Here is a 24751-nt window from a genome sequence, read left to right as displayed (position 1 = left end):
CGCCTAGAGCTTTTCGAGGATACGCACGAGCTCCGACAAAGTAACCGCCCCGTCAGGAGGAGTGACTCCGTCCTCGAAGACCATGTAGTAGCGATAGCCATTGCCAGACATGTTCGCCCACGCCCGTCCGAGCCTGATCTTGCGGTTAGAATCGTCGTTCTTCAAATGCTCGCCCTTGGACTCGACAACCACGATGGTGCCGCTGGTGGTCATCATGACGAAATCTGGGTAGTGATTGAACGGACCATTGAGGCAAAAACCCTTGCGTTCAATGACGCGGTGCCACCAGCGAACGTTGTCCATTCCGGAGAAACGACCAGCGAGTTCGAGCTCAAAGCCGTTCATCTTGTCTTCGGCCTCATACAGCGACCCGCCAATCAGGGAGCTGGCATGAATGGGCTGGATCGCTTTCGGAAACGGGTATAGCGCTTGAACGTCAACGCGCCGAGTTTCGATGTCCTCATAGAACCTCTTGACCTTATGCGCTTCCAAAAGACCATCGATTTTTTGCTTGACCTTGCTTGCTACCGCATGCGGGTGCTCTTGATAGGTCAGCAGCTGCTCGGTGCCGAACGCTTCAACCATCCGCACAATGTATGCGCGCAAATCAGAGTCAGTGATCGAATTGATCGGTTTGATCCGATCGTAGATGGCGATTGCCGTGTTGCGTTTTTGTCCTTCGACGCTCAGTTTCGAGAAGTGTTCGCGCATGAATTTCTGATCGGTACTCGACATCCGGAAGGCTTTAGGAACCTCGGAGTCTTTTCGCACGTCGATCTTGTACATCTGCTCGTCTGCCGTTGACAGGTCAATGTCGATGTCTTTCGTCTTTAAGTCAAAGTCACCGGCTAGTGCCTCGTGCTTGAGCTCGTTGTATCCCTCATGAGCAGTAGGGAACAATGCTGATCCGGGTTCTTGGATGACGAATTGGGGAAGGCGAAGGGTTTCGATCTCGTCAGCAAATTCGGGGTTCACGAAGCTCGTGTCCACAGCATCCTTCAAATCCGAGGGAACGTAACCCTCACCCATCTGTGCGGCTTTTTCGGCCTCCTGCTCATAGTCCACACCCTGCTGAACCGCCTGCTCGATCATCGAAGCAACCGTCGGATCCGGCGAAGGATCCTGTGAACTAATGGACTCGTCTCGCGCATCCAGATCAGCTGCAACCGCTTCTTCGTCAAACTCCAAAAACTCTTCTACATCCACACTCTGCTCCGGGTCGGCAGGCGTCGGGGCAGGTTGGGTTGACTGGCTCGTGTTGGTGAAGTCGAAAGCTATTTGGTCGGCTGCGCGGAAGTCGCGCTTGGAGAATCCTGCACTGTTGAGACCCGCAACGATCTGATTGAGCGTGGCCCCGAAATCGTTCGAGGAGGTCAACACGTAACTCATGTTCAACAGCATGTTCGGTTGCTGCTTAGCGTGGGGTTGGCGCAGAACACGGCCAAGAATCTGTTCAACATCGACCTGGCTGGTCTTGTTTGCCAACGACGCCAAAATATAGGCGAAGGGACAATCCCAACCTTCCTTTAACGCGTTCACGGTGATGATGAACCTGATTGGGCACTCCTTGCTCAGCAGGTCAACGCCCTTGAGCTCGTTCACGTCGGCGGTCTTGATCGCGATCTGTTCTGCAGGAATACCAGCTTTGACGAGCTTGTCGCGCAGCCGCTCAAACGAGGTAGCGTCCTCGCTGGTCTTCGGCTGAGCTTGAAACAACACGATCGGTCGAATATAGGAGCCGCCATTCTCGTGCTGTTGTGTTGCGGCGATTTCTAGTGAACGGCGAAGGTCGATCGCGTCAGTGACAACATCCTTTTGTGACGCCCGGTTATATGCGATGACTGGAAGTTTGACCATGTTCTCGTTTTTGAGTGAGAGCGCATCCACATACGAGATCACATTCGCTTGTCGTTTCGGGGTTGCGGTCAGATCAAGAATGAATGCTGGATTGAAATTGGTGAGCATCTCCTGGCTCAACGTGCTCGTCGCGTGATGCGACTCATCCACGATCACAACCGGATTCAACTGGTTAATCACCTGAAACAGTGCAGTCTCATCCGCGTTCTCGATCGGCTGCTCCGGGGCACCAAACGCAGTCGCGAATGGTGCCAGATTCCCGTTCGCTTGGTATGCCTTACGCCCATCCTTTGTCCGTGAGCGGAACGAGTCATACGAGAGCACCATCACTGACAACTGCTCAGCCACCGTCGATGGGCTGAAATTCTGACCAGCCAGCAGTTCTTCCTTCGAATACACCTCAACTCGGCCACCGAAATCAGTATTCAGCTTTTGTCGATACGGGTGTAAGGGATCCTTCAACGTAGCCAACGTCTGCGTCAAAATCGAATCTGACGGCACCAGCCACACCACGGCCTTCTTCCGCGTCGGCGGCAGCGCCTCGAAAATCGGCTTCACCGACGCACAAGCCAAGAACGTCTTCCCACCGCCAGTTGGAACCTTGTAACACACGTGGGGGACGCGATCGATCACGTTCTGGTAGCCCAGCATCTGCGGGGTGCCAACCTCGATCTGGTGAGACTCCCAAAACACCTTAAAAGCATCACTCAGCGTGGGCTGCTCGTTGACCTGCATCAGGAAATCCTCCAGATCGGCAACCACCCGGTTTTGATACTTCTTCAACTCCATGTCCAATACTCCTTAGAGACGGGTGATATCCCGAGGGATCTTCTTAAACGCGATATTCAGCGAGCACAGCTCCTCATCCGACAACAAACAGGTATCGGCATAAATAACATACGAACTAGCCGCACACTCAGGAGGAATCGAAGCCAGATAGCCACGATCCAAACTCGTCACACGATCCGGCTCGAACACGAAAAAGAACGCCGCATCCTCATATCGTCCTAAGAAATACGGATGGGCACTGGGCGGATTCGAGAACGGCTGCCCCGTCTCGGTGAACCACACATACTCACGAACCTGCTTAAGTGGAACATCGGGATTCAAATCACCATCAACAAGAAGCGGCGCGCCTAACTCGTAGAAAGAGAATGACCCTCCTGTTCCGGGAACTTCATCCTTATCGGTGCGGTATCCGTCGATCACTCGTTTGGCCCGCTCTGCCGTGATTGATTCTGCGTAGTCGCTGAGCTCTACGAGGATGAATTTTCTGTCTGCGTCGTCGTACATATTTGAATTGAGCACGGCGTGTGCGGTCGTTCCTGAGCCTGCGAATGAGTCTAAGACGATGCCGTCTGTATTGCCATGCAGGGCGATAATCCATTCGATTAGTGATAGTGGTTTAGGGGTGTCGAATTTCTTGTTTCCAAAGATTGCCTTGATTACTGCAGTCGCGTCGGCGTTAGTTCCATAGCCATCGAGCCACGTATTCCATCCGAATGATTTTTTTACGTCACGAATTTTCTCGTATGGAACCCAGCGCTCAGTTTCTCCATTTACAACAACCCCTGGGTCGTATGATGTTTTCTCCCAGTGAGCAGCCTCAGGATTGTCCAATAACTCTGACATACCTGCGTGAGCAGGACTCCAACGCCAGTAGCCGTCAGACCCGTCATTCTTGATTGGGAATACTTCTCCACCATTGGGTGCAGTAATGGGGAACCACAACGTCGGTCGATCTGATCGGTCGGAAGTTGCACCCCATTTTCGTAACTCACGCCCTTTTCGATACGGGCCCTTGCTGTCCTTGAGGTCAAGCTTCCCAGTTGTCTTCTCTTCTTTGACAAGACTTGATTGGTCACCCTTGGTGTAGAACAAAATGTATTCGTGCCCTGTTCGCAGGGCCGTTTTATCTTTCCCTCCACTTGGTTCAGAGCGCACTGGCGCACAAGCAAGTCGGTTTGCAGGGCCAAAGATTTCGTCCATGATGCAGCCTAGGTTGGACAGCTCTGTGTCACTTATCGAGACAGCAATCAATCCGTTTCTGGCTAGCAGGCGATGGAGAAGTCTTAGCCGTGGGTACATCATGCATAGCCATTTGTCATGGCGGGAGAGGTCTTCGCCTTCTTTGCCGACGACTTCGCCAAGCCATTTCTTGATTCGTGGGTCGTTGACGGCGTCGTTGTAGATCCAGCCTTCGTTGCCTGTGTTATAGGGAGGATCGATATAAATGCAGTCAACCTTGCCTTCGTACTTTGGTAGTAGAGCTTTGAGGGCTTCGAGGTTGTCACCATGAATAATCATGTTCTGTGAGCCGTTGTCCCCATCGTGTTGGCCGTGCTCGTCATATGAGTATTGGCGGTCGAGGACGCGGTAGGGAACGTCGAGGTGGTGGGTGATCACCTTGTCTTTGCCGACCCAGTTCAGTTCTGGCATTAGCGTTCCTCCTTAGGCTCGTGAGGGTTGTTGGGATGTGGTTCTTCTGCGGCTTGACCGGTGCGGACCCATTCGTCGATTTCTGAGAGTTTGAACTTCCAGACCCTGCCGACTTTATAGGCAGGGAGATTATGGGTTGTTATCCATTTCGTGATGGTTTCCCGGCGCACCCCGAGGTGGGCTTGCGCTTCTTTCATGGTGACCCAGTTTTCTAATTCAGCTTCGCTCATCGTTCCTGCCTTATCGCGTGAAGATCCGGGTTAATAACTGTGGCATTGACATTGAATGTTGTAGTCGCTTGAGGGAAGCAGTTCTCGCCTTCCTGGTTGCGCATTTCCCAGTGGCTTGAGGCAGCACCTTCATAGCCTTGCGCCCGAAACGTGCAAGAAATCTTGATGAACTTCGCTGTCGCCGGTGGGCTGTCAGGAATGGCGATCTGTGTGGTGCCGACGGGTCGTAGTCGCGGGTCTGTTGGATTCGTACAGATGAGTGTCCGACTGGTCCAGTCGATGCTGCCAACGTTGCGCAGTGTCCATGTGTGAGTGAACTCGACCCAAAATCCTGGCTTGTGTTTTTGCAGTGCGGGCGGTTGCGTCACGTCGACGCGATCTCCTTGATAGAGCGGCTGCGGCGCGGGGTTTATTTCTTCTGGTTCCTGGTCTTCAAGGCGAAGTTGGTAGCAGTGTTCAAGGACATCGCAATGGTCTGGGTCATGGATGATCGCGTCGAACCAATCTGTGAGTGCCCAAATGAATGCTTCTGGTTCGATAGTGAGGGTTGAGGGCAGTCCGGCATCTTTGCCGACTTCTTGGCAACGATCATCCAACGTGCGCTTCGTGCTTGGGAGGGGCCTCAGGTGGGCAAGAAGGAAATCATGCAACGATTTCTTGCTCACCTGTGTAGGAAATGACTCGTATTGCGGTTCGGAGATCGGTTTTGCCCCGGTAAAGATCTTGCGTGCGTACTCGTCGTCTAACCGCTCTGCACTGCCAGCGTGTTGGAATACGGCTTGGACGAATTTTGCCTGGTTAGTGATGGGACTCTTCCGCTTGTAAACAGCGCGACAAAACTCGGGCAAACCCATATGCGTCACGCTCCTCTATGCCGAGTCCCAAAACTAGTCCCAGAAGTCCCAGTTTTTGCTTCCCTCAACGATCTGAAGTCCCAAAACCACAGCGTTTGATGAGTATGTGAGCAAAACACGAGCCGACGAGACGAACAACTGTCATCTCATTATCGCACGCCGACTCGCGCGAACGCTCATGAACACGCACCAACTGGTGGTGGGTGCCCTGATCGTGGCGAAGGAGGTGAAGCACATGGGTAAGAACCGTAAGCAGACGTCGGCGAAGGTGGCGTCCAAAGCGTCGAAGATTCTGACCGATGGTCGTTCATCGGAACGGACCAAGTCTGTTGCCGCGTCGGCATTAGCGCAGGCCAGGCCATCTAAGCGCGGCAAGTAGCCGCAACCACTCCTGCCTGGTGTGAGTACTTCTCGAGCCAAGCAGTGGAGGCGGTAGTGCTGGTGGCCACCGGCACTGACGTTCTCCGAAGCCTGAGCGTGATTGTTCGGGAGCTCATCTGGCGGATGAGCGAAGCCCTATGGCGGGTGCAGGCCGTGGGGTTCGACAAAAGATTCACTAGTGAGACCTGCTCTGGAAGCGCTCGGCGGGTCACCTCACCCAACCCCTCTTTGTTGAGGGACGGGTGGGGTGGCTCGCCTTTGTCGTCTTCCTAGCAGTTCTCACCAGTGATCTGAGCCAAACAGATCAGGTCTCCAAATCACCGGGATTCCCGGAGAAATGGAGATCCTTCGATGAAGGTCACCTTCAAGCACGAAGCAGATAACAACAAGAACGAGTCCATCACTGACACTTTCGACATTGACCCTAGCGAGTTCGCTCTCATGATCGTTACCGACCGGCAGCAACGTGCTGCAGCTACTGGTGTTCCGCTTGATCAGGTTAAGCCCCGCACCGCACAGAAAATCCTGGACGAGTTGTGGAACGCCGAGGAAGCTGCCACGCATCAGGCGGTTCGCGCCGATCGCGGCAAGGGTAAGAAGAAATGCACGTGCGGGGCTGGGTGCGGTCCTCGACGTGGATGCCGCATCCCGAATAACAAGCCGTTTTCGTATGAGCAGATGCTCGACATCGATCTTGATCCAGCTTCACCGGGTATCAGCGCCGAGGATCAGGTTATTGAACGTGAAGACACCGTCGAGCGTGCCCGTGAGCTCGAGGTTATGCGTGACGTCATCGCTGGTTTGGATCCTCAGCATCGTGAGGTGATGACGCGCCTTCTCGCAACCAGCAAGCTCAATCAGGCGCAAGTGGCGCGCGATATGGGGTTGACCCGTGCTCGGGTATCGCAGCTGGTGGCAGAGGTGAAACCGCTGATCCGACAGGCGGTTGAGGATACCCGATTTAACACTTTCGGTGGTGTCGGCAGTGGGGTGAGGCCCTTAACCCTTGTGCCGCCCGGCACGACTTTCTCTCGACGGGGTCTCGGAAAGGAACCCCGCCATGGGAAACCAGATTCAAACATTTACCAACGACGTGTTCGGCACCATTCGCGTCATCACCAATGATGGTCAGATCCTGTTTTGTGGGAAGGATATCGCCGCCGCGCTCGGGTATGCCAATCCCTGCAAGGCAGTACGCGATCATGCTCACGCCGATGGGGGTCTAAAACGTTACCCCATCGTCGACGCCATGGGATGCGAACAAGAAGCCACCTTCATCACCGAAGGTGACCTCTACCGCCTGATCATCTTCTCGAAGCTCCCGGCAGCGCAGAAGTTTGAGGCTTGGGTGTTCGATGAGGTGTTGCCGACGATTCTCCGCCACGGCATGTATGCATACGACGAACTCCTTGCTGACGATGAGTTCCTTGAGCATGCCATCGCCACGCTTCGTGCCGAGCGGGCCAAGCGATTGGCAGCAGAGCAAGCTTTGCTTGAAGCGGCACCGAAAGTCTCGTACTACGACGTTGTGTTGCAGTCCGATTCGTTGTTAACGACGACGGCGATTGCGAAGGACTACGGGCTGAGTGCGAAGAAGCTCAACCGGATCCTGCGTGATGCTCACGTGCAGTTCCATCAGTCTGGCCGCTGGTTCCTCTACGCCAAGTACGCCGAGCAAGGATTCACCCAGTCCAAGACCCACGAATACGGCGAAGGACGGACCCGCACCCACATGTACTGGACCCAGCAGGGCCGACTGTTCATTTACGAGGTTCTCAAGAACCAGCTCGGCATTCTGCCAGTGATTGAGCGTGAGGGTCAGGTGTAAGCATGACCGTCGCGACTCTTGATAGTGGGTTTTCGAAGAAGAACTCTGAAGGCTATCTGGACCTGACGAGCTAACACGCGCTCAAGAAGCTTCGGCGTGAACAATTCGGCTACCGGCCCTTGATTTATATCTGCTCGCCCTACTCGGGCGACACCGAGGCGAACGTTGAGCTGGTCCGCCAGTTCTGCGGATTTGCAGTGAGCTCGGGCAAGATCCCATTCGCCCCGCATCTGTTATTTCCGCAGTTCATGGATGACGTCGATTCTGATCAGCGTGAGTTGGCGATGTTTTCAACAGAGTGTTGCTCGCTAGATGCGAAGCGCTGTGTGCTCGCGACCAATGTCAATGCCCTAACGGACTAGCACGCGCTACATCTTCCGCACGCCGTAGACGCCGTAATTTTCGGAAATGAACGTTGCGACTATGCTCCACGAAAACAGCGTCGCCAAGACTGTGGGCGCTTAAGCCCCGGGTTTTAGACTGGCGGTACCCACGCGAAGTAAAAAGCCGCCTTCACGGTGGATGTTTAACGTCTGGCAGATGAACTCGACGCAGAAGCAATTCCGATACTGATTCATGAACAGGATCATTTCCGACGTTTCTCAGTCGAGTTCGGATGCGAAAAGCCGAAGCAGCCTTCAACAACCCGTTGGTGTCGCGTAGCTGGTGATTTTCTCGACGCAGTTTGGCGACCTCTGCCACAAGGTCCTCAGGCAACCGTTTAGTAACGCGTCCCTCACGTCGAGCGGGCTTGCGTCCATTGCTTCGCTGTGCGCCACGAAACACCCAGCTATGGGTGCCACGTTCTTGCCTGCTTCCTGCATCGAAATATTCTCCGCCAGAATTGGATCTTCTACCAAGTGGACGACTCGGTCCTTCACCTCCTGATCAAACTTCTTCGGCATGCTCGAAGATTTTCCCATCTACTCAAACGGAACAAAACCTAGGGCACTTCACCTACCGACCAGAGCGGCTTTGCCCTTCGGATAAGACTTATCCTTCCGTCCTGTCTTCTGACTGCGTCCTTTTAGCGGTGAAAACGGCGAAAGCCCTCGTCATCCCCTAGAAAGTGACGGTGTTTCCGTCTGTGGGGAGACGAGGGCTGGTGCTTGCCCGCGGCCTAGTGGCGGGGCGTCGGCTAGCGCATTAGGCGAACTGCTTGATGAGGTCTTGCAGAGCCTTGAAGTCGAACTTGACCAGGCCAAGGGCCTGAGCCGCAGCGGTGATGATGCCGAAGATGAGGGCCATCACGCCGGCGCCAGCCAGGCCAGCGCCTGCAGAAGAGGAGCCGTTGGAGGAACCGCCGTTAGATGGCTTGTTGTCGGTATCGCCGGGGTTGTCGGTGTCGTCTTCAGCGGTGTTGAACCACCACTCGTCCAGGGCCAGCTTGGCCACGGTGGTGTTGTCGATGTACTCGCCGCGGACTGGGTCGGTGCCAGAAACCTTAGCCTGGATATCTTCGGAGCCGGCGCCCATGAAGAAGAACGGTACTACCTGGTTGGTGTGGTTGGTGGAGTACCACTCGTGGGTCGGAGCGGTGCCCTTGGTGCCGGTCTGTGGCTTCCAAGCGTCGGTCTCATCCGCGCCGGAGAGGTAACCAGTCTCGTGGTCAGCGGTGACAATCAGCAGGGTTTCCTCCCAAGAGGAGTTCTTCTCAACCCAGTCGATGGCGGCGTCGACAGCCGCGTTGAAGTCCTGGACCTCTTCGATGTCGCGGCCGGTCTGGTTTGCGTGGCCGGACCAGTCGATGGCGCCGCCTTCAATCATGAGGGAGAAGCCGTCCTCGTCCTGGCCCAGGGCGTTGAGTGCGCCGTTGGTCATGGTCGGCAGGTCGACGATGTCGTTCTTCGGGTCGGTGCCTGGCTCCTTCGCCTTGGCATCGCCGGAGCGGTTCTGCTGCAGGGTGGTAGCAACTGGTGCCAGGCCGAAGTACTTCTTACCCTCTTCTACGTTGCCAGCAGCCAGGGACTCAAAGCCGGCGGTGTTATCGGTGAACTCCCAGCCCTTCGAGCCGTCGCGAAGCGCAGCGAGGTTCTCCTTGGAGATGTAGGAGTAGTCCTCGGAACCGGCAGCAACCTTCTGAGCGTCGTCGTTGTACTCAGGGTGGCCCGCGCCCATGATGACGGAGAGATCGGAGTTGATCATGGAATCGCCGATCTCCAGGTAGTTGTTGCGGTTCTTGTTGTGCGCCGCGAACGCGGCTGGGGTGGCGTGGTCAAACGGTACGGAGGTGACGACGCCTGCGGACTTGCCCTCGCGGATGGCGCGCTCGGAGAGGTTTTCCATCTCGTGGCCGTAGGAAGAGACGCCCAGGGTGCCATTATCAACCTTGGAGCCGGTGGCCATTGCGGTGCCGGCCGCAGCAGAGTCGGTAGGGCCTTGCTTGATGTACTCGTGGTCAGACCATGCCTTGGCTGGGTCGTAGGAGCCGCCGTGCGGGAAGGTGGTCATGGACAGACGGTTAAAGTCCTCGAATGCCTGGACAGACTCGCCCTCGAGCTCCTTGGCGGTGTCAGCACCGAATGCGCCTTCAACCAGGTACTTAGACTGGCCGGACTCGTAGAGATTGTTGGAGGCGATGTGGCCGTAGCCCATACCGTCACCAATCATGTAGATGACATTTTTCGGGCCAGAAGCAGCGGCGTGTGCCGGGGCGACAAGGCCAGTGGTCAGGGCGGTAGTGGCTACTGCGGCCACGCTAACGCGCAGGGCGCGAGAGAAGTTGCGCATGAGAGAGCTTTCTATGTTTAAGGTCTTAGGGACTTTAAAGAGAGATAGGAATAGAAAGAGGCAAGTTCCAAAAGTGAGAGTGGAATCAACCGCGCATAGATCTAGGCAGGCGGAGTAACAGCGGGACCACGCACGGGTTAATAAGAATCGAACTTTGAGGGGAACTCTTTTGAACGTCAATTACCCACTACGGCGTTCAGCCGTAGGCACGAGCACAGGTTAGAATCCCTCTCATGACTGAAAATGCAGCTGCGACGTTGCCGCCATGCCCTGAATGTTCCTCCGAATACACCTACGAGATGCCGCCGCTCATCGTCTGCCCGGAGTGCGCGCACGAGTTCGAAGCCACCGCCGCTGGTGCGGACACCGACTCCGCTGAGCCCCAGGTAATCGTTGATTCTGTGGGCAACGCGCTTGCCGACGGCGACACAGTCACCGTCACCAAGACCCTCAAGGTCAAGGGTGCGCAGCAGCCGTTAAAGTCCGGCACCAAGGTCCGTGGCATTCGCCTGAACTTTGATGCTGGAACGGGCCAGGAAGACCACAACATCGACTGCAAGATTGATGGCTTCGGCGCCATGACGTTGAAACCGGCGGTGGTCAAGAAGGTCTAGAGGGGTTTGCCCGAAAGTGATATCGTTACTGATATCAACGGGAAGGTGGGCAGTGCGATGGCCTCATTGGTAGTAAGAAACCTTGACGACGCGATAAAAGAAGCGCTCGTGGCTCGTGCGCGGGACAATGGCCGCTCAATGGAAGCGGAGGTGCGCGCCATTCTTATTGACGTTGTGCAACCGAAGAACATTGGGATTGCTCTTTATGAAGCAAGCAGAGATGCCGCGGTTGAATTGGAAACTCCACCACGTGATGATGAAGCGCGGGCGGTGCTTTTTAAATGATCGTACTGGACACAAATGTCGTATCTGAGGTGCTTAAACCGCTTCCGGATGACAAAGTGTTGAGTTGGATGAAAAGCATCGAGGCCCGTACATTTGTCACTGCCATGACTGTTTCGGAGCTTTATGCTGGCGTGGCTATCTTGCCAGAGGGAAGGAAGAAGGCCACGTTGCGCACGGTCTTAGATCGTGTCCTCGGTATGTACTCAATCCTTTCCTTTGATTTTCTGGCTGCGCAGGAATACGCCGAAGTAGTTTCCAGACGGAGGCAGTCCGGGCAGCCAATTTCTACTGTCGATGCGCAGATAGCAGCAGTATGCCGAGCCAATAGTGCTGTATGTGCCACCCGTAATGTCAAGGATTTTGAGAATACTGGAGTCCGTCTCATTAACCCATGGGATTAGTCAAAGTGGCGCAGGTTACCGGAATGATTACGGGCAAAGACAGCGCTGCGGACAGCGTCCGACGGCGCGCGGTCGGAGTGGAGGCCGCGCGATACATCGGAGCGGCCGAATAGATTGAAGTTTTATCCGCCCTGACGTGCTCCGGAGCTTGTTAGGGCGCTAGACTGTGGAGCCATGACTAACCCGAGTGATTCCACCGCGCACCGCTATACCCCGGAGCTTGCGGCCCAGATCGAGTCGACCTGGCAGCAGTACTGGAAAGACAATGGCACGTTTAACGCGCCGAACCCCGTCGGCGACCTAGCCACGGAGGGCGAGGGCGCCCTTCCGAAGGAAAAGCTCAACATCCAGGACATGTTCCCGTACCCATCTGGTGCGGGCCTGCACGTGGGCCACCCGCTGGGCTATATCGCTACCGATACCTATGCTCGCTACAACCGCATGCTGGGCAAGAACGTCCTGCACACCCTGGGTTATGACGCCTTTGGCTTGCCGGCCGAGCAGTACGCCATCCAGACCGGAACCCACCCGCGCACCACCACGATGGCCAACATCGAGAACATGCGCCGCCAGCTGGGCCTGCTGGGCTTGGGTCACGATCCGCGCCGCTCCGTGGCGTCGACGGACCCAGAGTTTTATAAGTGGACTCAGTGGATCTTCCTGCAGATTTACAACTCCTGGTTCGACGAGGAGCAGCAGAAGGCGCGCCCAATCGCTGAGCTGGTAAAGGAGCTCGAGGTAGGCAAGCGCAAGACCAAGGATGGCCGTTACTACTCCGATCTGACTGCAGCCGAACAGGCCGCAGCCCTGGACGAGTTCCGCCTGGTCTACCTGTCCAACTCCACCGTCAACTGGTGCCCTGGCCTGGGTACCGTGCTGGCAAACGAGGAGGTCACGGCAGAGGGTAAGTCCGAACGCGGCAACTTCCCGGTCTTCCGCAAGAACCTGTCCCAGTGGATGATGCGCATTACCGCTTACTCCGATCGTCTGCTGGACGATCTGGAGCTTCTGGATTGGCCGGAGAAGGTCAAGTCCATGCAGCGCAATTGGATTGGTCGCTCCCGCGGCGCCGAGGTGGACTTCACCGCTGAGGGCCACAAGATCACCGTCTTCACCACTCGCCCTGACACCCTGTTCGGCGCTGAGTACGTGGTGCTGGCTCCAGAGCACGAGCTTGTCGACGCCCTGCTCTCCCCCGTCCCGTATGACGACGACGTCGACAGCCGCTGGACCTTTGGCCACGATGATCCGAAGGAGGCCGTGGAGGCCTACCGTGAGTCCATCGCCGCAAAGTCTGACCTGGAGCGCCAAGAGAACAAGGAAAAGACCGGCGTCTTCTTGGGCACCTATGCTGTTAACCCGGTCAACGGCAAGCAGGTTCCGATCTTTATTGCTGACTATGTTCTGACCGGCTACGGCACCGGCGCCATCATGGCGGTGCCGGCGCACGATACGCGTGACTACGAGTTCGCCACCGAATTTGGCCTGCCAATTACGGAGGTTGTCTCTGGTGGTGACATCAGCAAGGAAGCGTTTACTGAGTCCGGCAAGGCCGTTAACTCCGCTAACGAATCCATCGACCTGAACGGCAAGTCCAAACAAGAAGCAATCGCGGCCATCATCCCGTGGCTGGAGGAGCAGGGCATCGGCCGCGAAAAGATCCAGTACAAGCTACGCGACTGGCTGTTTGCACGCCAGCGTTACTGGGGCGAGCCCTTCCCCATCGTCTATGACGCTGAAGGCCAGGCTCACCCGCTGCCAGAGTCCATGCTGCCGGTCGAACTGCCGGAGGTAGAAGACTACAAGCCGGTCTCCTTCGACCCAGACGATTCCGATTCCTCCCCGCAGCCGCCGCTGGCCAAGGCCCGCGAATGGGTTGAGGTGGAACTCGACCTCGGCCAGGGCACTCAGACGTACTATCGAGACACCAACGTCATGCCGCAGTGGGCAGGTTCTTCCTGGTACCAGCTGCGCTACATCGATCCGCAGAATTCGGAAGAATTCTGCAGCTTGGAGAACGAGCGTTACTGGACCGGCCCTCGTCCTGAGGAGCACGGCGCTGGCGATCCAGGCGGCGTTGACCTCTACGTTGGCGGCGTCGAGCACGCGGTGTTGCACCTGCTCTACGCCCGTTTCTGGCACAAGGTCCTCTTCGACCTCGGCCACGTTTCCTCCAAGGAGCCGTACCGCCGCCTGTTCAACCAGGGCTACATCCAGGCCTATGCCTACACCGATTCCCGTGGCGTTTACGTCCCGGCTGCCGAGGTGGAGGAAAAGGACGGCAAGTTCTACTACAACGGTGAAGAGGTCAACCAGGAGTACGGCAAGATGGGCAAGTCCCTGAAGAATGCCGTGGCTCCGGATGACATCTGCCGCGACTACGGTGCTGATACCCTGCGCGTTTATGAGATGTCCATGGGTCCGCTGGATACCTCCCGCCCGTGGGCAACCAAGGACGTCGTCGGTTCCCAGCGCTTCCTGCAGCGCCTGTGGCGTTTGGCCGTCGATGAGCAGACCGGCGAGCTTGCTACTAGCGACGCCGAGCTCACCGAGGATGATCTCAAGGCCCTGCACCGCGCCATCGCCGGTGTGCGTGATGATTACGAGAACCTGCGTCTGAACACTGTGGTGGCTAAGCTCATTGAGTACGTCAACTACCTGACGCGCACCTACGGCAACTCTGCTGAAGGCGCTCCGCGTGCTGCGGTCAAGCCGATTGCGCAGTTGGTCTCCCCGATTGCTCCGCACATCGCCGAGGAGCTATGGAAGCGCTTCGGGCACACCGAGACCATCACCTACTCCTCCTTCCCCACCTTCGAGGAGAAGTACCTGGTAGATGACGAGATTGAGATTCCAGTCCAGATCAACGGCAAGGTCAAGGCTCGCGTCAACGTGCCTGCCGATGCCGACGAGGACACCGTGGTTTCCGCCGCGCTTGGCGACGCCCGCATCGTCGAGCTGACCGAGGGCAAGAACGTGGTCAAGAAGATCTACGTCCCTGGCCGCATGGTCAACCTGGTGGTTAAGTAAGCGCTAAATCATCAAAAACAGATGGCCTGCGCCACATCAAGGAGCAGGCCCTCTCCCCTATCTGTGCTGCTTGCCGAGGCCACTCCAGCTTCGGGGCCATGCTGCCGGGCATGCTCGCGCCATTCGGTGATATCCCAGCCGGTGAAAGGTTTCAAAGGCATAACGAAATACTACGTGCGCTAGTAGCCACGAGGGTTTCGCGGTAAATCATAAAGCATGAATCCAAACCAAGAGCTGCTCAGGGACGCTTTGCGCCGGCTCGACATTGCCGAGCAAGCACTTAGCGACGCCCGTGCCCGCCTCCGCGATTTCGAACGTCAGACGGCCGGCGTGCCCGAGGTGCAGCCAATTTCCACCCCACCCCAGCAGGCCCCTGCGCCACCTCCAGTGCAGCAGCAAGCGCAACCGTCGGCGCAGCCCCAGCCCCAGCCGCACGCGGCACCGCCTCCCTACCCGTGGCAGGCACCGCGGCCGCGTGCCCCGCGGGACCGCGAGAAGACACTCATTAGTGCGGTGGCTATTGGTGGCACCGTCATCACTCTGGCGGGCGTGGCCTTCCTTGTGGGACTTGCCATTCAGGCGGGCCTGCTGGGGCCAGTGGGCCGCGTCGTTCTGGCTTACATCGTGGCGGGTGCGCTGCTCGGGGCCGGATGGTGGTTCCGCAACAAAGCCGCCCCGGCCGGTGTTACTGCCTTGGTGGCCACTTCCCTATTTGCGGCGCTGGCCACGACGTTCCTGGTGGTCACGTGGCTCGGGTGGTGGCCGGTGTGGCTGGGCGCGGTGCTCATGGCGCTCATTTACGGCGGATTCGTGGGTTATGCCCACCGTTTCCGCCAGGGTTCATTCACGCAAGAGTGGATGGCCGCAGGCGCAGGCATCGCCGCACTCTCCTACCCCAGCGCAGTGGCACCCGCGCACGTCGGCGGTGCCATGCTCGTTGTCGTGATCCCGTTGGTTACCGCCGCCTACAGCGTCTTGTGCCGCAGTGAGCGCATGGCCGAGGTGCTGCGCGCTATTGCCGGCGTCGGGCTTGCCGTGGTCATGGTGGAAGTCGCCGTCCGCAGCACCCCCTTCAGTCTGCCCTCGTTGTGGATCGCCATCGTGTGCAGCCTGCTCGCCATCGCGGCTGTGGCCATAGTGGTCTACTTCCCCACCGCCAAGGCGGAATTTGGCTTTGCGTTCTTGGGGCTGCTCGCCCCGGGCTTCCTGCTGGTCACTGCCCTCATTCGCGCGGACACCATCCTCGCCGAGTGGATGGCCGTTGCTGCCCTGGCTGTCATCGTGGGTATCGCCTGGCTTGGCAACTCCGTCATCAAGGATTGCGCACTTGGTGCTATCCCCGTGGTCTATGCCTTGGTCATGCTGGATACCATGGCGGGCTGGACCGGCACAGCCCCCACAGGGACCATGGCTGTAGTCCTGACGTTTGTCCTAAGCGGGCTCTTCTTCGCAGCATTCGTGCTGGTCTTCCAAGCGATGCGCAATGCTTTCGTCCTGGCCGCCTGGTTCCTGGGTTCGCTCATAGTGCTCTCCCCGCTTCTCGGCGGTGTGCTCTTTGATCCGCCTGCCCTCGCTGGCGTGGAGCCACTTGCCGAGAGCATCGTCCTCACCGTGGCCCTCATCGCGGGCTACCTGTTGCGCCAGCGTATCCCCCACTACGAGAGCCGCGGAGTCGCAGCCGCACTGCTACTCTTTGTGCTCCTGCTCAGTCTTCTTGCCGCGGTAGGCACAATCGCCTCGGCAGCTGCCATCGTGGCGGGAGCCGCGGGCCTCAAGACTGCCTACCTGGCTTCGCACGCTCTGGTTTCTGTGGCATGGATGGTCCTTGCTGCCCGCCTGCTTCTTGCCGCGGACCAGCGCTTTACCGCCATCGGCGTGCTGCTTGCCATTGTGGCGGTGGCCAAGCTGACCTTCTTCGATCTCGCGGCCACAAGCGGTATCTTCCGCGCGCTCGCATTCCTGCTCAGCGGCATTATCTTGCTTACCATCGCGGTGCGTCGGCGCGGCGTCGACAAGCCGCGCCGCGAACAGGCCTAGGCCTCGTCCCAGAAAGGAGTAGCGCAGACCGCCACGGCGTCGATTGCCGCGTGCGCGGGCGGTTCTTCCTCGAAGACCACCGCAAACCCGGCCACTTGGCCCACCCAGAATTCATTTTCGGTGAGCTCGTGAATATGCTCCTGGACGCCCCGCACCGCGCCAGTCACCCGCACCCGAGGGGTCAGCATGCTGGGCTTGTAATTGCTGTAGAAGCGTTCCGTGTCGGGGGCCTCGAAGTCCTCGATAGCGTGGTGACCTGCGGATTCAACGTGAGTCGCGATAAGCGCAGGGGAGAGGGTGCCCTGCAAAGCCTCGCCACCGGCGGGATTGCCGGCGGGGAGGGAAAAGGGGGCGTCGACAAGCGCGGCGAAGCGCTTACCTGCCGTTTCTACCACCCCGATGAAAGGCGTGGCCCTGTAGATGGTGCCCTCCTGAGCCGGGCTGCGGAAGGTGACCACGGCGGTCTGCTCATCCTCGTAGGTCATCGCAGTGATGCAGATGCCTGAAGGATCGCGGTGATAGAGGACCTCGTCAAACGCGGGGTCCTCATGGGAGCGCGCGACCTCGTGGAGCTCGTCGACGGTTTCCAAAAAGATGTCCATGGTCAGCCAGTTTAGCGGCGAACAAGGCCGCCTTCTTAGTGCTGCGCGTAGATGGTGTCGGCCTTCTCCACCAGGGTCAGGACGTCGTAGTTGGCCAGGACTGGGCCCGGAGCAGGCTCGACGAAGAGGCCCGCTTGCCCAGGAAACCAGGAGGTAGCCGTGGGCTACTTCGTTATTTTCGGCATCTCGCTTATCGGTGTTCTCATGGTTCCGAAGAGAATCCAGGACCGTGACCCGCACGTTTAGAAGTATCTGGCTCCTAAACTAGGCGCATAAGTGTGAAGAGCCCGCCTGGGCGGCCAAGGCGCAGAACTGTAGCTGGGCGTTGGCCACTGCATCTTCTGCACCGCGGATGGCTTGGCGGGCTGGGTCATGGAACTGCACCGGCACGAAGTTAAGGATTTGCTGCTCCAGCGGGGAAGGCTGGCGGCCCGAATTGCGGATGCCGTCAGCGGTGATGCGAACGGCACCCAAGATGTCGCCGGTGAGCTGGGAGGCTGCGCCATAAGTATTCGCGGCGATGCTAAAGCCATTGCCAAAGGAGGCGGTGGCATGGACGTTGCGGTTATCGTCCCAGCCGAACTTCGTGCCCACAACACCCGGCACGCGTGAGGTGCCAAAGTCTTGCTTATAGCCGTCAGCGGCAACGGGGGAAGCGGTGCGCATGCCATTGATAATTGGCGTGGCTAGTGGGTCGCCCACAATCGCGGAGGTAAAGCGCGCAAGGTCCTCAGTAGAGGTAGTGGTGTTGCCCCAGAATCCTGGGTAGTGGGTCTCACGCAGGCCAAACTGGCCGATGACCTCAGGGATTGCCTGCGGGTAGCGGCGGTCCAAGTCTGTGGCCGTGCCGTCCTCGCTGAAACGAATCATGTTTTCCACGCGGGCTTTGTCCGCCGGAGCGCCGTGCTGCAGCACCCAATAGCCCAAGTAGAGCTTGACCAAGGAAAGCGCTGGGCGAGATTCGTGGGAATTAGCAGTAGAGACCACTGTGCCATTGCTGTAGCGCAGCGTGACCTGAGTACGCCCGGGCACAGCGTTAGGGTCGATGGTGATGCCAGCCTGAGCAACGGGGGTGACGAGGCCGGCAGCGAGGGTGCCAACCAGCGCGGCAGCAGAGATAGAGAGACGGGAACGCATAGGAAAATAGTAACAGCGCTGGGAAAATTAATTGTTCCCAGCGCTGCTAAATAGTTTGTCTAGATTTCTACGATCGTGCGGCCATGGTGGGTGCCGGCGAGCAGCTCCTTGGCGGCGTCTGCGATATCGTCGAGCGCGATGGTGTTGGAAATAGAATGCAGCATCTCAAGATCAAGGTGTTCGTCCAGCAGCTTCCAGGCGTCCTCGCGGACCTTGAGCGGTGCGTCGACGGAGTTGCCGCCTGCCAGGACGATGCCGCGCAGGATGAATGGCAGTACCGAAGCCGGGAGGTCAGGACCAGCGGCCATGCCGGTTGCTGCCACGACGCCGCCCCACTTGACCTGCGCCAAGACGTTGGCCAAGACGGTGGAGCCAGCGGTGTCTACCGCGCCGTCGTAAAGCGCCTTCTGCAGCGGACGGCCGGTCTCCGAGAGCTCGGAGCGATCAATGATGTGGTCTGCGCCCAGGGCCTGCAAGTACTCGCTTTCGCTATCAACGCGGCCGGTAACGGCGGTGACCTCGAAGCCCAGGGACTTGAGCAATTGGACGGCGATGGAGCCCACGCCGCCCGTGGCGCCAGTGACCAGCACATGGCCCTCGCGCGTGCCGTGGGTGAGCAGCTGGTTGACGCAGATGGCGGCGGTGTAGCCCGCGGTGCCGATTGCTGCGGCGTCGGCAGCGGTGAAGCGCTCTGGAACCACGAGGGTGGCGTTGGCATTCACGCGCTGCTTAGTGGTGTAGCCGCCGTGGCGGAATTCTCCCAAGCCGTCGCCGAAAGCGGCCACCAGGGCGCCCTCAGGTAGACGTTCATCGTTTGACTCCGCAACGGTGCCCACGACGTCGATGCCCGGCACCAGCGGGTTGATGCGCATGACGCCCTTGTTACCGTCGAGTGCCATTGCATCCTTGTAGTTCAACGAAGAATGGGAAACGTTAACCAGTACGTCGCCCTCGGCCAGAATCGGCTCATCCTCGAAAGCGTGAGAGATGGAACCGTCTTCGTTTCGCGTGACTTTGAGTGTGCTCATGCCCACGATGGTACGCCCATTATGAATCAGTGTTTTGCCAGCGAAGTACACGGCAAAAGTACAGCTTTTGTTGTTAGATTCTCGGACATGCTCGTTACCGAACAAACCACTCATTCGCGCAGCCGTATTCCGGCGGCCCCGCGCCGCCACCAAACGCTGCGCCGTGACTCACTTCTAGTCACGGCGCTCGTGCTGCTCGTTGTTGGTGTGGCGACGTTGGGTAAATCCTTCATTGAGATCCCCGGCGTGGTCAATGCCTCCGCGCATGCGGTGCGAAGCTTAGATCTGCAAATGTTCAACGGTTTTGATCATCCGACCATCTGGTACGGGCCTTGGACCAACACCATCGGCAATTTCTTGTTGTTTATGCCACTCGGCGCAAGCCTTATCGTGATGGGCCAGAATCTGCGCCGCGTGCGCTTTGGCCTCGGCGGAACCATCCTGGCCGGCTTGGCGCTGAGCTTGAGCATCGAAACCCTCCAGTACCTCTTCGCCCTCGGCTTCAGCGACGTTGATGACCTTGTGTTCAACACCTTGGGCACCGCCGTGGGCGCATTCTTTTTGGCCCGGATAAGCAAAGAGCTGCAGTCCAAAGTCCTACACCGTATGGGATTCATTGCAGCGACCGCGCTAACCGTTTTGGGCTGCGCGCTAGTCACGGGGTTTGTTGCTTAATCTTCTGCTCTGAGTTTTCTACGCGGCCTTCTTTGCGGAGCGCGACTCTCGCACAATTCCACTGCCGAGAAGGACTAGTCCGAAGGCTACCCATGCGAGCAGAGTCCATACCTGGGTGGCGATACTTGCTGCAGGGAAGTAGTTAACCAGGCGCAGCAGCGTAGCTGTGGCGCCGTTAGGCAGGAACTGGCCGAAGTATCCCCAGCTGCCGGACACGAATTCCTTGGGGGCCATGGTACCGGCCAGTGGGTTGCCCACCAGCATGATGGTCAGTGCGCCGAGACCAAAGCCGGGGGCGCCAAGCAGCGCCCTTAGGCCTAGGATGAAGCTGGAGACTGCGGCGATGCCTAGTGTGAATACGCCGGTCGATGCCCAGAAACTATCTGGCAGTAATCCGAATACTCCGCCGATTACTGCGGTGGTGAGCAGTCCGGCAATGGGGGCAAAGATTGCTAGGGCGAGGAGACGCTGCGAGTTTCGCTTCAGGAGGAAGGAAGGAATCGCTGCACCGAGCATGCCGCCGATGGCAACGGGGATAATAGCCATATTCATGGCGAGGCCCTGCGGGTCTTCGCTGCTGGTGGGCACAACGTCGGTGGTCTTGACGGTGACGTTAGGGAGTGCGTCAGCCGGGATGCCCTTCGCGGCAGCCATCGCCTGAGCTTGCTGGTTTGCCATTGCCTCTACTGGTTGCGCGAGGTTCTTCACGATGTTGCCTTGTGCGGCGCCGGCAGCGCTTGCGGTGAGGACCTCTGGTTCTTGGCCCAGCACGATGGCGCCGTAAGCCTCGTGTTCTTCGATGAGGGATACCGCGGCTGCGCGGTCTTCTACAGGTGTTATCTCGAAGAGTCTGGGTTGCTTCTGCTCAAAGGCTTCAGAAACCTTGCTCACTTGTTCTTGGGTTCCAACTACTGCGAGTGGGAGGTCTTTGGGGGTCATCGTGGCCATGGGCCACAAGAAGGCAGGTACGAAGAGGCACACTGCGAGAGGTGCCAAGAATCCAACGGCGATTGCCTTGGTCCAGTCTTTCATGTCGTTCCTTTGCTTGATTTTCAACGCTTGTTGAATAAGATATTTCAACAGTTGTTGAAAGTCAACACGTGATGAATTCTTCGAGGGTTCGAGGAAGTAAGGTTGAAGCCATGGCAGCTAAAGGCAAGGTCGAAGAATCCGGTGACGGTGCTCAGCCAGGGGCTGAGCATAAAAAGGCAGAGCGCAAGAAAGCTGGACGTCGTCCAGGCGCCCCAGAAGCGCGCGAGAAAATTCTGGAAGCCGCCTGCATGAGGTTTAGCGAGGTGGGCTTCGAAGCCACCACCATCCGCGCGGTCGCCAAAGAAGCCGACGTCGATCCCGCTCTCGTCATGCATTACTTCAAGAACAAGGACGGCTTGTTCGATGCGGTAATCGCGGACCTAAAAATGCTTCCGGCTCAGTTGGGGGCGTCTACTGACCTTCGAGGATTCATCGCGAACTATCTGCGCCTGTGGGAAAGCGAGGACATGGGTCCGCGTTTGCGTGCTGTGGTTCGCGGCGGCATTGGCTCTTCACATGCATCAGCTATCCTCCGTGAATCGATCATGGACAGCTTCGTAACGGCCCGTTTAGAAACAGAGTTCGCCCAAAGTACGATTAGTGAAGGTAATCTCCTGGGCAAGATCGCGTATTTGGGTCCTATTCTCATTGGAACGGCGATTGCTCGCTACGTCGTGGAGGTTCCGCTGATGACGGAGAAGAGCATCGACGACATAGTGGAGGACATGTATCCCGCTATCGAGACGCTCCTATCTAACCAAGGCTAAGGCTTGAGGTTTTTCACGAACTCCGCGACATCGGTAGCCGCCTGCTTGGCAAAGGGGCTAACACCCGTGATGGTGGCTGAGCCCGGGCCAGTCCACGTGCCGTATCCCACGAGGAAGAGCCCCGGCACGGTGGGCTGGCGGTCTACCAGGAGGCGAGAAATGGGGCGAAGTGCGGGCCGGAAGCCGGTGGCCCAAATCAGGTGATCCGCGTCGATGTCGTCGAGGGAATCCGGCATCGGGGTGGCGCGCAGGAGCCCTTCATCACGCGCCTTGAGCACCGGCGGGACCATGACGATATCGCCCAGGTTCGTATCCGCGCCGGGGTCAGGCTCGCCGCGATTGATGGCGTTGAGACGCTCGCGGTTGCGCCGGAAGAGCACGCGTCCGTCGACGTCGTCAGGCATCCAGCGCGGCTCGCCCCTCGTTAGCCAGGTCGTGGAAATGTCTTCAAGCAGCAGATCTGCCGCGATCTGTGCGCCGGAATTGGCCGCGCCCACCACTGCCACGCGGGAGCCGCTGAACTCCGCGACGCCGGGATAAATGGCCGAATGCCATTGTGTCCCCGCAAACTTACCGGGGTAGTACGGGATGAAGGGCGCACGCCAGGTACCCGTGGCCGCCACCACGGTGCGGGCCATCAAACGTTCCGTGTCCGAGTAGACGTGGAAGAACTCGCCATCGTGCTCCACGGACTCAACCATGAAGGGGCGTCGTACCGGCAGCTCATAGCGCTCCTCGTAGCGAGTTAGATAATCCACTACATGGCTCGCCGGTGGGAAACCCTCATAAAAAGGCATGGGCCAGCCCGGTAGGTTGGAGGCGCTCGTGGTGCTAAACAAAGTCAGCGAGGGCCAGGTGTGCAGCCACGCACCACCGGGGCGCGATTCCGCATCCAAGATGGCGAAGTTCAAGCCCTTTCTGCGCAGGTAATAGCCCGTGGCCAGCCCTGCTTGGCCGCCGCCTAAAACGAGGCAATCATAAACCTGCGCGGACACTTAAATGAGCTTCCTTTCCCGGGCCACGGTGACAGCCGCTGTGCGGGTATCCACGCCCAGCTTCTGATAGATGTGAATCAAGTGCGTCTTCACTGTAGCTTCCGAGATAAACAGGCGCTGGGCAAGCTCCTTATTCGATTTGCCCGTGGCCAGGGCTTCTAGGATCTCCAGCTCGCGGCCGGAAAGCGCCACCTCGGGGCGGGTGATGCGCTCGGCCAAAAGTGCTGCCACCTCGGGTGCCAGGGTGCGTTTGCCGGCGGCCGTGGCCAGGACGGCGTCGTGAAGCGCCTGCTCCGGCGCATCCTTTAGGAGATAGCCCAGGGCGCCTGCCTCCACGGCGGAAACGATGTCGGATTGGGTGTCATAGGTGGTGAGGATGAGCACCGGCGGGCCGCCAGCCTGGGCGAGCTGGGAAGTGGCCGCAATGCCATCGGTGCCGGGCATCTGGATATCGCAAATGACCACGTCAACATGTGGAGCATCGGGAGCTGCAAGCTTGGCGACGTCCGCCCCATCCGCGCCTTCTAGCACCACATCGATGTCGGGGAAAGCGTTCAAAATGGCCCGCAGGCCGGCGCGCACCACGGGATGATCATCGATGAGCATGACGTTAAGCATCCTGGTCCTCCACTTTTTGCGGCATACGGATAGCAAGGGCGGTTCCCTCGCCCGGGGAAGATTCCACCGTGAGCGTACCGCCGTGGCTTTCCACGCGCTGGCGCAGGCCCCGCAGCCCGAAGCCACCCTGCGAAGGTGAAGCAGGGTCCATGCCTTCTCCGTCGTCGACAATGTCGAGCGTGGTCTCGCCTTCAAAACAGCCTAAAGTGACCACCGCGCGCCGGGCGCCAGAATGCTTGAGCATGTTGTTGAGCCCTTCCTGTGCGGCGCGCAGCAGGTCCTGATGGTGCGCTTCGGGCACCGTGCATTCTCCCGAAACAACCAGGTCGATGACGGTATTTTTACCCAGCGCCGCGGCTTGCGCGGCAGCCGAATCCACTACCTGCTGGAGGGCCTCCTCCAAGGAGGCGGCGGGAGATGCTAGCTCGCTGACGAAGCGGCGGGCCTCGCTTAAGTTCTCGCTGGCCACCTTTTCAATCAGCGCCAGTGTCTCTGGGGAAGGATCTTTTTGAGCCGCGCGCGAGAGCAGAACGATGGAGGAAAGGCCCTGGGCCACGGTGTCGTGGATCTCCCGGGAGAGCCGTTCGCGCTCTTCCAGGCGGCCTGCTTGGTGCTCGCTCGCGGCAAGTTCGGCCTGGGTGGCGCGCAGCTGCCGGGCAACCTCTGCATGGTGCGCCGCCTCAGCCTGCACCATGCGCCCGGCATGGAAGGCGCCGATGGCAAAGGCCGTGCCGATGAAGGGGCCGATGGCCGCCGCGATGGTCCATTCCGCCGGATGCTGCCAGGCGGGAAGGAAGGCCGCCAGTGCCCACAGCAGCGCGCTGCAGGCGATGCCCGGCCAGCGGGGAAGCGAGCTTAGAAAAGCAAAGACCAGCGGGAATTCCAGCCACATGAAGTCCTGGGCATGCACCATGAGCCCGCACCACAGCACGCACAGGCCCACCAGCCACAGGGCGCGGGGGAGTACGCGCCGCAGTGCGTAGACCACGGCCAATCCGACTGCCAGACCAAGGGCGCGGGCATCGAGGCGCCCGTCGAGCCCGGCGCGCAGCAGGCCGAATAGCAACAAAAACGCGAACATCACGTGCAGCCCGGCGCGCCAGGGGCTAAGGCGCTTATGGAAGGTCTGCGGGGAGCGCTGTTTCACGTCATTCACAGCCATTTACCCTAATCCTCAGGCCGGACACGGGGAATCAACCAGTTGGTTGACT

The 24751-nt window shown here is 58.6% G+C and carries 23 protein-coding genes and 1 pseudogene; 10 read left to right on the top strand and 14 right to left on the bottom strand.

The annotated features are described in order from the left end of the window. Nucleotides 1-3: 3 nt before the first annotated feature. Genes HMPREF2692_RS08560 through HMPREF2692_RS08545 form a run of 4 tightly spaced genes read right to left on the bottom strand, consistent with a single transcriptional unit; the run spans nucleotide 4 to nucleotide 5380 of the window. The gene (locus HMPREF2692_RS08560) at nucleotides 4-2646 is read right to left on the bottom strand and encodes a DEAD/DEAH box helicase (protein WP_070455785.1); all 2643 of its coding nucleotides are present in this window, start codon (nucleotides 2644-2646) and stop codon (nucleotides 4-6) included. Between the two features lie 12 nt (nucleotides 2647-2658). Next, nucleotides 2659-4296, bottom strand: coding sequence for a site-specific DNA-methyltransferase (locus HMPREF2692_RS08555; RefSeq protein ID WP_070455787.1), 1638 nt, complete (start codon nucleotides 4294-4296; stop codon nucleotides 2659-2661). Then, complete coding sequence (locus tag HMPREF2692_RS08550) at nucleotides 4296-4526, bottom strand: helix-turn-helix domain-containing protein (protein ID WP_004007641.1); 231 nt, start codon at nucleotides 4524-4526, stop codon at nucleotides 4296-4298. Before HMPREF2692_RS08550 ends, HMPREF2692_RS08555 begins: the two co-directional genes overlap by 1 nt. Beyond that, on the bottom strand, nucleotides 4523-5380 hold the full coding sequence (locus HMPREF2692_RS08545; RefSeq protein WP_070455791.1) for an NBR1-Ig-like domain-containing protein: 858 nt from the start codon (nucleotides 5378-5380) through the stop codon (nucleotides 4523-4525). The genes HMPREF2692_RS08550 and HMPREF2692_RS08545 overlap by 4 nt, the downstream gene beginning before the upstream one ends. Before the next feature lie 178 nt (nucleotides 5381-5558). On the opposite strand from HMPREF2692_RS08545, the gene HMPREF2692_RS08540 reads away from it, so the two are divergent. The 3 genes from HMPREF2692_RS08540 (at nucleotide 5559) to HMPREF2692_RS08530 (ending at nucleotide 7589) form a co-directional block, all read left to right on the top strand. Continuing rightward, a complete protein-coding gene (locus HMPREF2692_RS08540) occupies nucleotides 5559-5759 on the top strand; it encodes a hypothetical protein (protein ID WP_070455838.1) in 201 nt (66 codons plus the stop codon). A 353-nt stretch (nucleotides 5760-6112) separates the two neighbouring features. Then, the gene (locus HMPREF2692_RS08535; protein ID WP_210387456.1) at nucleotides 6113-6886 is read left to right on the top strand and encodes a sigma factor-like helix-turn-helix DNA-binding protein; all 774 of its coding nucleotides are present in this window, start codon (nucleotides 6113-6115) and stop codon (nucleotides 6884-6886) included. Further along, nucleotides 6822-7589, top strand: a complete 768-nt coding sequence (locus HMPREF2692_RS08530) for a phage antirepressor (RefSeq protein WP_070455792.1) — start codon at nucleotides 6822-6824, stop codon at nucleotides 7587-7589. Before HMPREF2692_RS08535 ends, HMPREF2692_RS08530 begins: the two co-directional genes overlap by 65 nt. A gap of 736 nt (nucleotides 7590-8325) precedes the next feature. On the opposite strand, the pseudogene HMPREF2692_RS13560 reads toward HMPREF2692_RS08530, so the two are convergent. Both HMPREF2692_RS13560 and HMPREF2692_RS08515 read right to left on the bottom strand, forming a co-directional pair. Next, nucleotides 8326-8520, bottom strand: a pseudogene (locus HMPREF2692_RS13560) (hypothetical protein). Between the two features lie 215 nt (nucleotides 8521-8735). Further along, a complete protein-coding gene (locus tag HMPREF2692_RS08515; RefSeq protein ID WP_083286056.1) occupies nucleotides 8736-10319 on the bottom strand; it encodes an alkaline phosphatase in 1584 nt (527 codons plus the stop codon). 233 nt (nucleotides 10320-10552) lie between these two features. Here HMPREF2692_RS08515 and HMPREF2692_RS08510 point away from each other — a divergent pair, with 233 nt between their 5' ends. From HMPREF2692_RS08510 to leuS, 4 genes are all read left to right on the top strand, one after another. Continuing rightward, nucleotides 10553-10933: a zinc ribbon domain-containing protein YjdM gene (locus tag HMPREF2692_RS08510; RefSeq protein WP_070455794.1), complete on the top strand. Its 381-nt coding sequence runs from the start codon at nucleotides 10553-10555 to the stop codon at nucleotides 10931-10933. 57 nt (nucleotides 10934-10990) lie between these two features. Continuing rightward, entirely contained in the window at nucleotides 10991-11218 is a 228-nt protein-coding gene (locus HMPREF2692_RS08505; RefSeq protein WP_070455796.1) for a FitA-like ribbon-helix-helix domain-containing protein, read from the top strand. Beyond that, complete coding sequence (locus HMPREF2692_RS08500) at nucleotides 11215-11619, top strand: type II toxin-antitoxin system VapC family toxin (RefSeq protein ID WP_070455797.1); 405 nt, start codon at nucleotides 11215-11217, stop codon at nucleotides 11617-11619. Before HMPREF2692_RS08505 ends, HMPREF2692_RS08500 begins: the two co-directional genes overlap by 4 nt. A gap of 174 nt (nucleotides 11620-11793) precedes the next feature. Next, complete coding sequence (gene leuS / locus HMPREF2692_RS08495; protein ID WP_070823373.1) at nucleotides 11794-14649, top strand: leucine--tRNA ligase; 2856 nt, start codon at nucleotides 11794-11796, stop codon at nucleotides 14647-14649. Nucleotides 14650-14660: 11 nt separating this feature from the next. Here the strand turns inward: leuS and HMPREF2692_RS13175 are convergent, their stop codons facing one another. Continuing rightward, the gene (locus HMPREF2692_RS13175; RefSeq protein WP_168168029.1) at nucleotides 14661-14810 is read right to left on the bottom strand and encodes a hypothetical protein; all 150 of its coding nucleotides are present in this window, start codon (nucleotides 14808-14810) and stop codon (nucleotides 14661-14663) included. Nucleotides 14811-14865: 55 nt separating this feature from the next. On the opposite strand from HMPREF2692_RS13175, the gene HMPREF2692_RS08490 reads away from it, so the two are divergent. Next, a complete protein-coding gene (locus HMPREF2692_RS08490; protein ID WP_070823371.1) occupies nucleotides 14866-16686 on the top strand; it encodes a DUF2339 domain-containing protein in 1821 nt (606 codons plus the stop codon). Here the strand turns inward: HMPREF2692_RS08490 and HMPREF2692_RS08485 are convergent. The 3 genes from HMPREF2692_RS08485 to HMPREF2692_RS08475 form a co-directional block, all read right to left on the bottom strand. Beyond that, nucleotides 16683-17288: a hypothetical protein gene (locus HMPREF2692_RS08485; RefSeq protein WP_070823369.1), complete on the bottom strand. Its 606-nt coding sequence runs from the start codon at nucleotides 17286-17288 to the stop codon at nucleotides 16683-16685. The two genes, HMPREF2692_RS08490 and HMPREF2692_RS08485, sit on opposite strands and share 4 nt — an antisense overlap. 264 nt (nucleotides 17289-17552) lie before the next feature. Continuing rightward, nucleotides 17553-18425: a hypothetical protein gene (locus tag HMPREF2692_RS08480; RefSeq protein ID WP_070823368.1), complete on the bottom strand. Its 873-nt coding sequence runs from the start codon at nucleotides 18423-18425 to the stop codon at nucleotides 17553-17555. A gap of 59 nt (nucleotides 18426-18484) precedes the next feature. Further along, nucleotides 18485-19453, bottom strand: a complete 969-nt coding sequence (locus HMPREF2692_RS08475; RefSeq protein ID WP_049146748.1) for an acrylyl-CoA reductase family protein — start codon at nucleotides 19451-19453, stop codon at nucleotides 18485-18487. A gap of 87 nt (nucleotides 19454-19540) precedes the next feature. On the opposite strand from HMPREF2692_RS08475, the gene HMPREF2692_RS08470 reads away from it, so the two are divergent. Next, complete coding sequence (locus HMPREF2692_RS08470; protein ID WP_049146716.1) at nucleotides 19541-20128, top strand: VanZ family protein; 588 nt, start codon at nucleotides 19541-19543, stop codon at nucleotides 20126-20128. An 18-nt stretch (nucleotides 20129-20146) separates the two neighbouring features. Here the strand turns inward: HMPREF2692_RS08470 and HMPREF2692_RS08465 are convergent, their stop codons facing one another. After that, nucleotides 20147-21160 (bottom strand): ABC transporter permease, encoded by a 1014-nt coding sequence (locus HMPREF2692_RS08465; protein WP_061925253.1) that lies wholly within the window; start codon nucleotides 21158-21160, stop codon nucleotides 20147-20149. A gap of 110 nt (nucleotides 21161-21270) precedes the next feature. Between HMPREF2692_RS08465 and HMPREF2692_RS08460 the strand changes: the two genes are divergently transcribed. Next, nucleotides 21271-21927: a TetR/AcrR family transcriptional regulator gene (locus HMPREF2692_RS08460; protein ID WP_061925250.1), complete on the top strand. Its 657-nt coding sequence runs from the start codon at nucleotides 21271-21273 to the stop codon at nucleotides 21925-21927. On the opposite strand, the gene HMPREF2692_RS08455 is transcribed toward HMPREF2692_RS08460, so the two are convergent. Genes HMPREF2692_RS08455 through HMPREF2692_RS08445 form a run of 3 tightly spaced genes read right to left on the bottom strand, consistent with a single transcriptional unit; the run spans nucleotide 21924 to nucleotide 24702 of the window. Further along, a complete protein-coding gene (locus HMPREF2692_RS08455) occupies nucleotides 21924-22922 on the bottom strand; it encodes an NAD(P)-binding domain-containing protein (RefSeq protein ID WP_049146722.1) in 999 nt (332 codons plus the stop codon). The genes HMPREF2692_RS08460 and HMPREF2692_RS08455 overlap by 4 nt on opposite strands. Further along, on the bottom strand, nucleotides 22923-23540 hold the full coding sequence (locus HMPREF2692_RS08450; RefSeq protein ID WP_049146724.1) for a response regulator: 618 nt from the start codon (nucleotides 23538-23540) through the stop codon (nucleotides 22923-22925). Then, nucleotides 23533-24702, bottom strand: coding sequence for a sensor histidine kinase (locus HMPREF2692_RS08445; protein ID WP_371326270.1), 1170 nt, complete (start codon nucleotides 24700-24702; stop codon nucleotides 23533-23535). Before HMPREF2692_RS08445 ends, HMPREF2692_RS08450 begins: the two co-directional genes overlap by 8 nt. Between the last annotated feature and the right edge of the window lie 49 nt (nucleotides 24703-24751).

This window comes from Corynebacterium sp. HMSC036D03 (assembly GCF_001836185.1).
Lineage (GTDB): Bacteria > Actinomycetota > Actinomycetes > Mycobacteriales > Mycobacteriaceae > Corynebacterium > Corynebacterium simulans.
Note: the sequence above shows the minus strand (reverse complement) of the source record. Positions and strands in the feature narration are given on the sequence as shown.

Excerpts from the sequence above, each read along its gene's own strand:
- HMPREF2692_RS08560 (WP_070455785.1), bottom strand. The coding sequence starts at position 2,646 with ATGGAGTTGAAGAAGTATCAAAACCGGGTGGTTGCCGATCTGGAGGAT.
- HMPREF2692_RS08555 (WP_070455787.1), bottom strand. The coding sequence starts at position 4,296 with ATGCCAGAACTGAACTGGGTCGGCAAAGACAAGGTGATCACCCACCAC.
- HMPREF2692_RS08550 (WP_004007641.1), bottom strand. The coding sequence starts at position 4,526 with ATGAGCGAAGCTGAATTAGAAAACTGGGTCACCATGAAAGAAGCGCAA.
- HMPREF2692_RS08545 (WP_070455791.1), bottom strand. The coding sequence starts at position 5,380 with ATGGGTTTGCCCGAGTTTTGTCGCGCTGTTTACAAGCGGAAGAGTCCC.
- HMPREF2692_RS08540 (WP_070455838.1), top strand. The coding sequence starts at position 5,559 with ATGAACACGCACCAACTGGTGGTGGGTGCCCTGATCGTGGCGAAGGAG.
- HMPREF2692_RS08535 (WP_210387456.1), top strand. The coding sequence starts at position 6,113 with ATGAAGGTCACCTTCAAGCACGAAGCAGATAACAACAAGAACGAGTCC.
- HMPREF2692_RS08530 (WP_070455792.1), top strand. The coding sequence starts at position 6,822 with ATGGGAAACCAGATTCAAACATTTACCAACGACGTGTTCGGCACCATT.
- HMPREF2692_RS08515 (WP_083286056.1), bottom strand. The coding sequence starts at position 10,319 with ATGCGCAACTTCTCTCGCGCCCTGCGCGTTAGCGTGGCCGCAGTAGCC.
- HMPREF2692_RS08510 (WP_070455794.1), top strand. The coding sequence starts at position 10,553 with ATGACTGAAAATGCAGCTGCGACGTTGCCGCCATGCCCTGAATGTTCC.
- HMPREF2692_RS08505 (WP_070455796.1), top strand. The coding sequence starts at position 10,991 with ATGGCCTCATTGGTAGTAAGAAACCTTGACGACGCGATAAAAGAAGCG.
- HMPREF2692_RS08500 (WP_070455797.1), top strand. The coding sequence starts at position 11,215 with ATGATCGTACTGGACACAAATGTCGTATCTGAGGTGCTTAAACCGCTT.
- leuS (WP_070823373.1), top strand. The coding sequence starts at position 11,794 with ATGACTAACCCGAGTGATTCCACCGCGCACCGCTATACCCCGGAGCTT.
- HMPREF2692_RS13175 (WP_168168029.1), bottom strand. The coding sequence starts at position 14,810 with ATGCCTTTGAAACCTTTCACCGGCTGGGATATCACCGAATGGCGCGAG.
- HMPREF2692_RS08490 (WP_070823371.1), top strand. The coding sequence starts at position 14,866 with ATGAATCCAAACCAAGAGCTGCTCAGGGACGCTTTGCGCCGGCTCGAC.
- HMPREF2692_RS08485 (WP_070823369.1), bottom strand. The coding sequence starts at position 17,288 with ATGGACATCTTTTTGGAAACCGTCGACGAGCTCCACGAGGTCGCGCGC.
- HMPREF2692_RS08480 (WP_070823368.1), bottom strand. The coding sequence starts at position 18,425 with ATGCGTTCCCGTCTCTCTATCTCTGCTGCCGCGCTGGTTGGCACCCTC.
- HMPREF2692_RS08475 (WP_049146748.1), bottom strand. The coding sequence starts at position 19,453 with ATGAGCACACTCAAAGTCACGCGAAACGAAGACGGTTCCATCTCTCAC.
- HMPREF2692_RS08470 (WP_049146716.1), top strand. The coding sequence starts at position 19,541 with ATGCTCGTTACCGAACAAACCACTCATTCGCGCAGCCGTATTCCGGCG.
- HMPREF2692_RS08465 (WP_061925253.1), bottom strand. The coding sequence starts at position 21,160 with ATGAAAGACTGGACCAAGGCAATCGCCGTTGGATTCTTGGCACCTCTC.
- HMPREF2692_RS08460 (WP_061925250.1), top strand. The coding sequence starts at position 21,271 with ATGGCAGCTAAAGGCAAGGTCGAAGAATCCGGTGACGGTGCTCAGCCA.
- HMPREF2692_RS08450 (WP_049146724.1), bottom strand. The coding sequence starts at position 23,540 with ATGCTTAACGTCATGCTCATCGATGATCATCCCGTGGTGCGCGCCGGC.
- HMPREF2692_RS08445 (WP_371326270.1), bottom strand. The coding sequence starts at position 24,702 with ATGGCTGTGAATGACGTGAAACAGCGCTCCCCGCAGACCTTCCATAAG.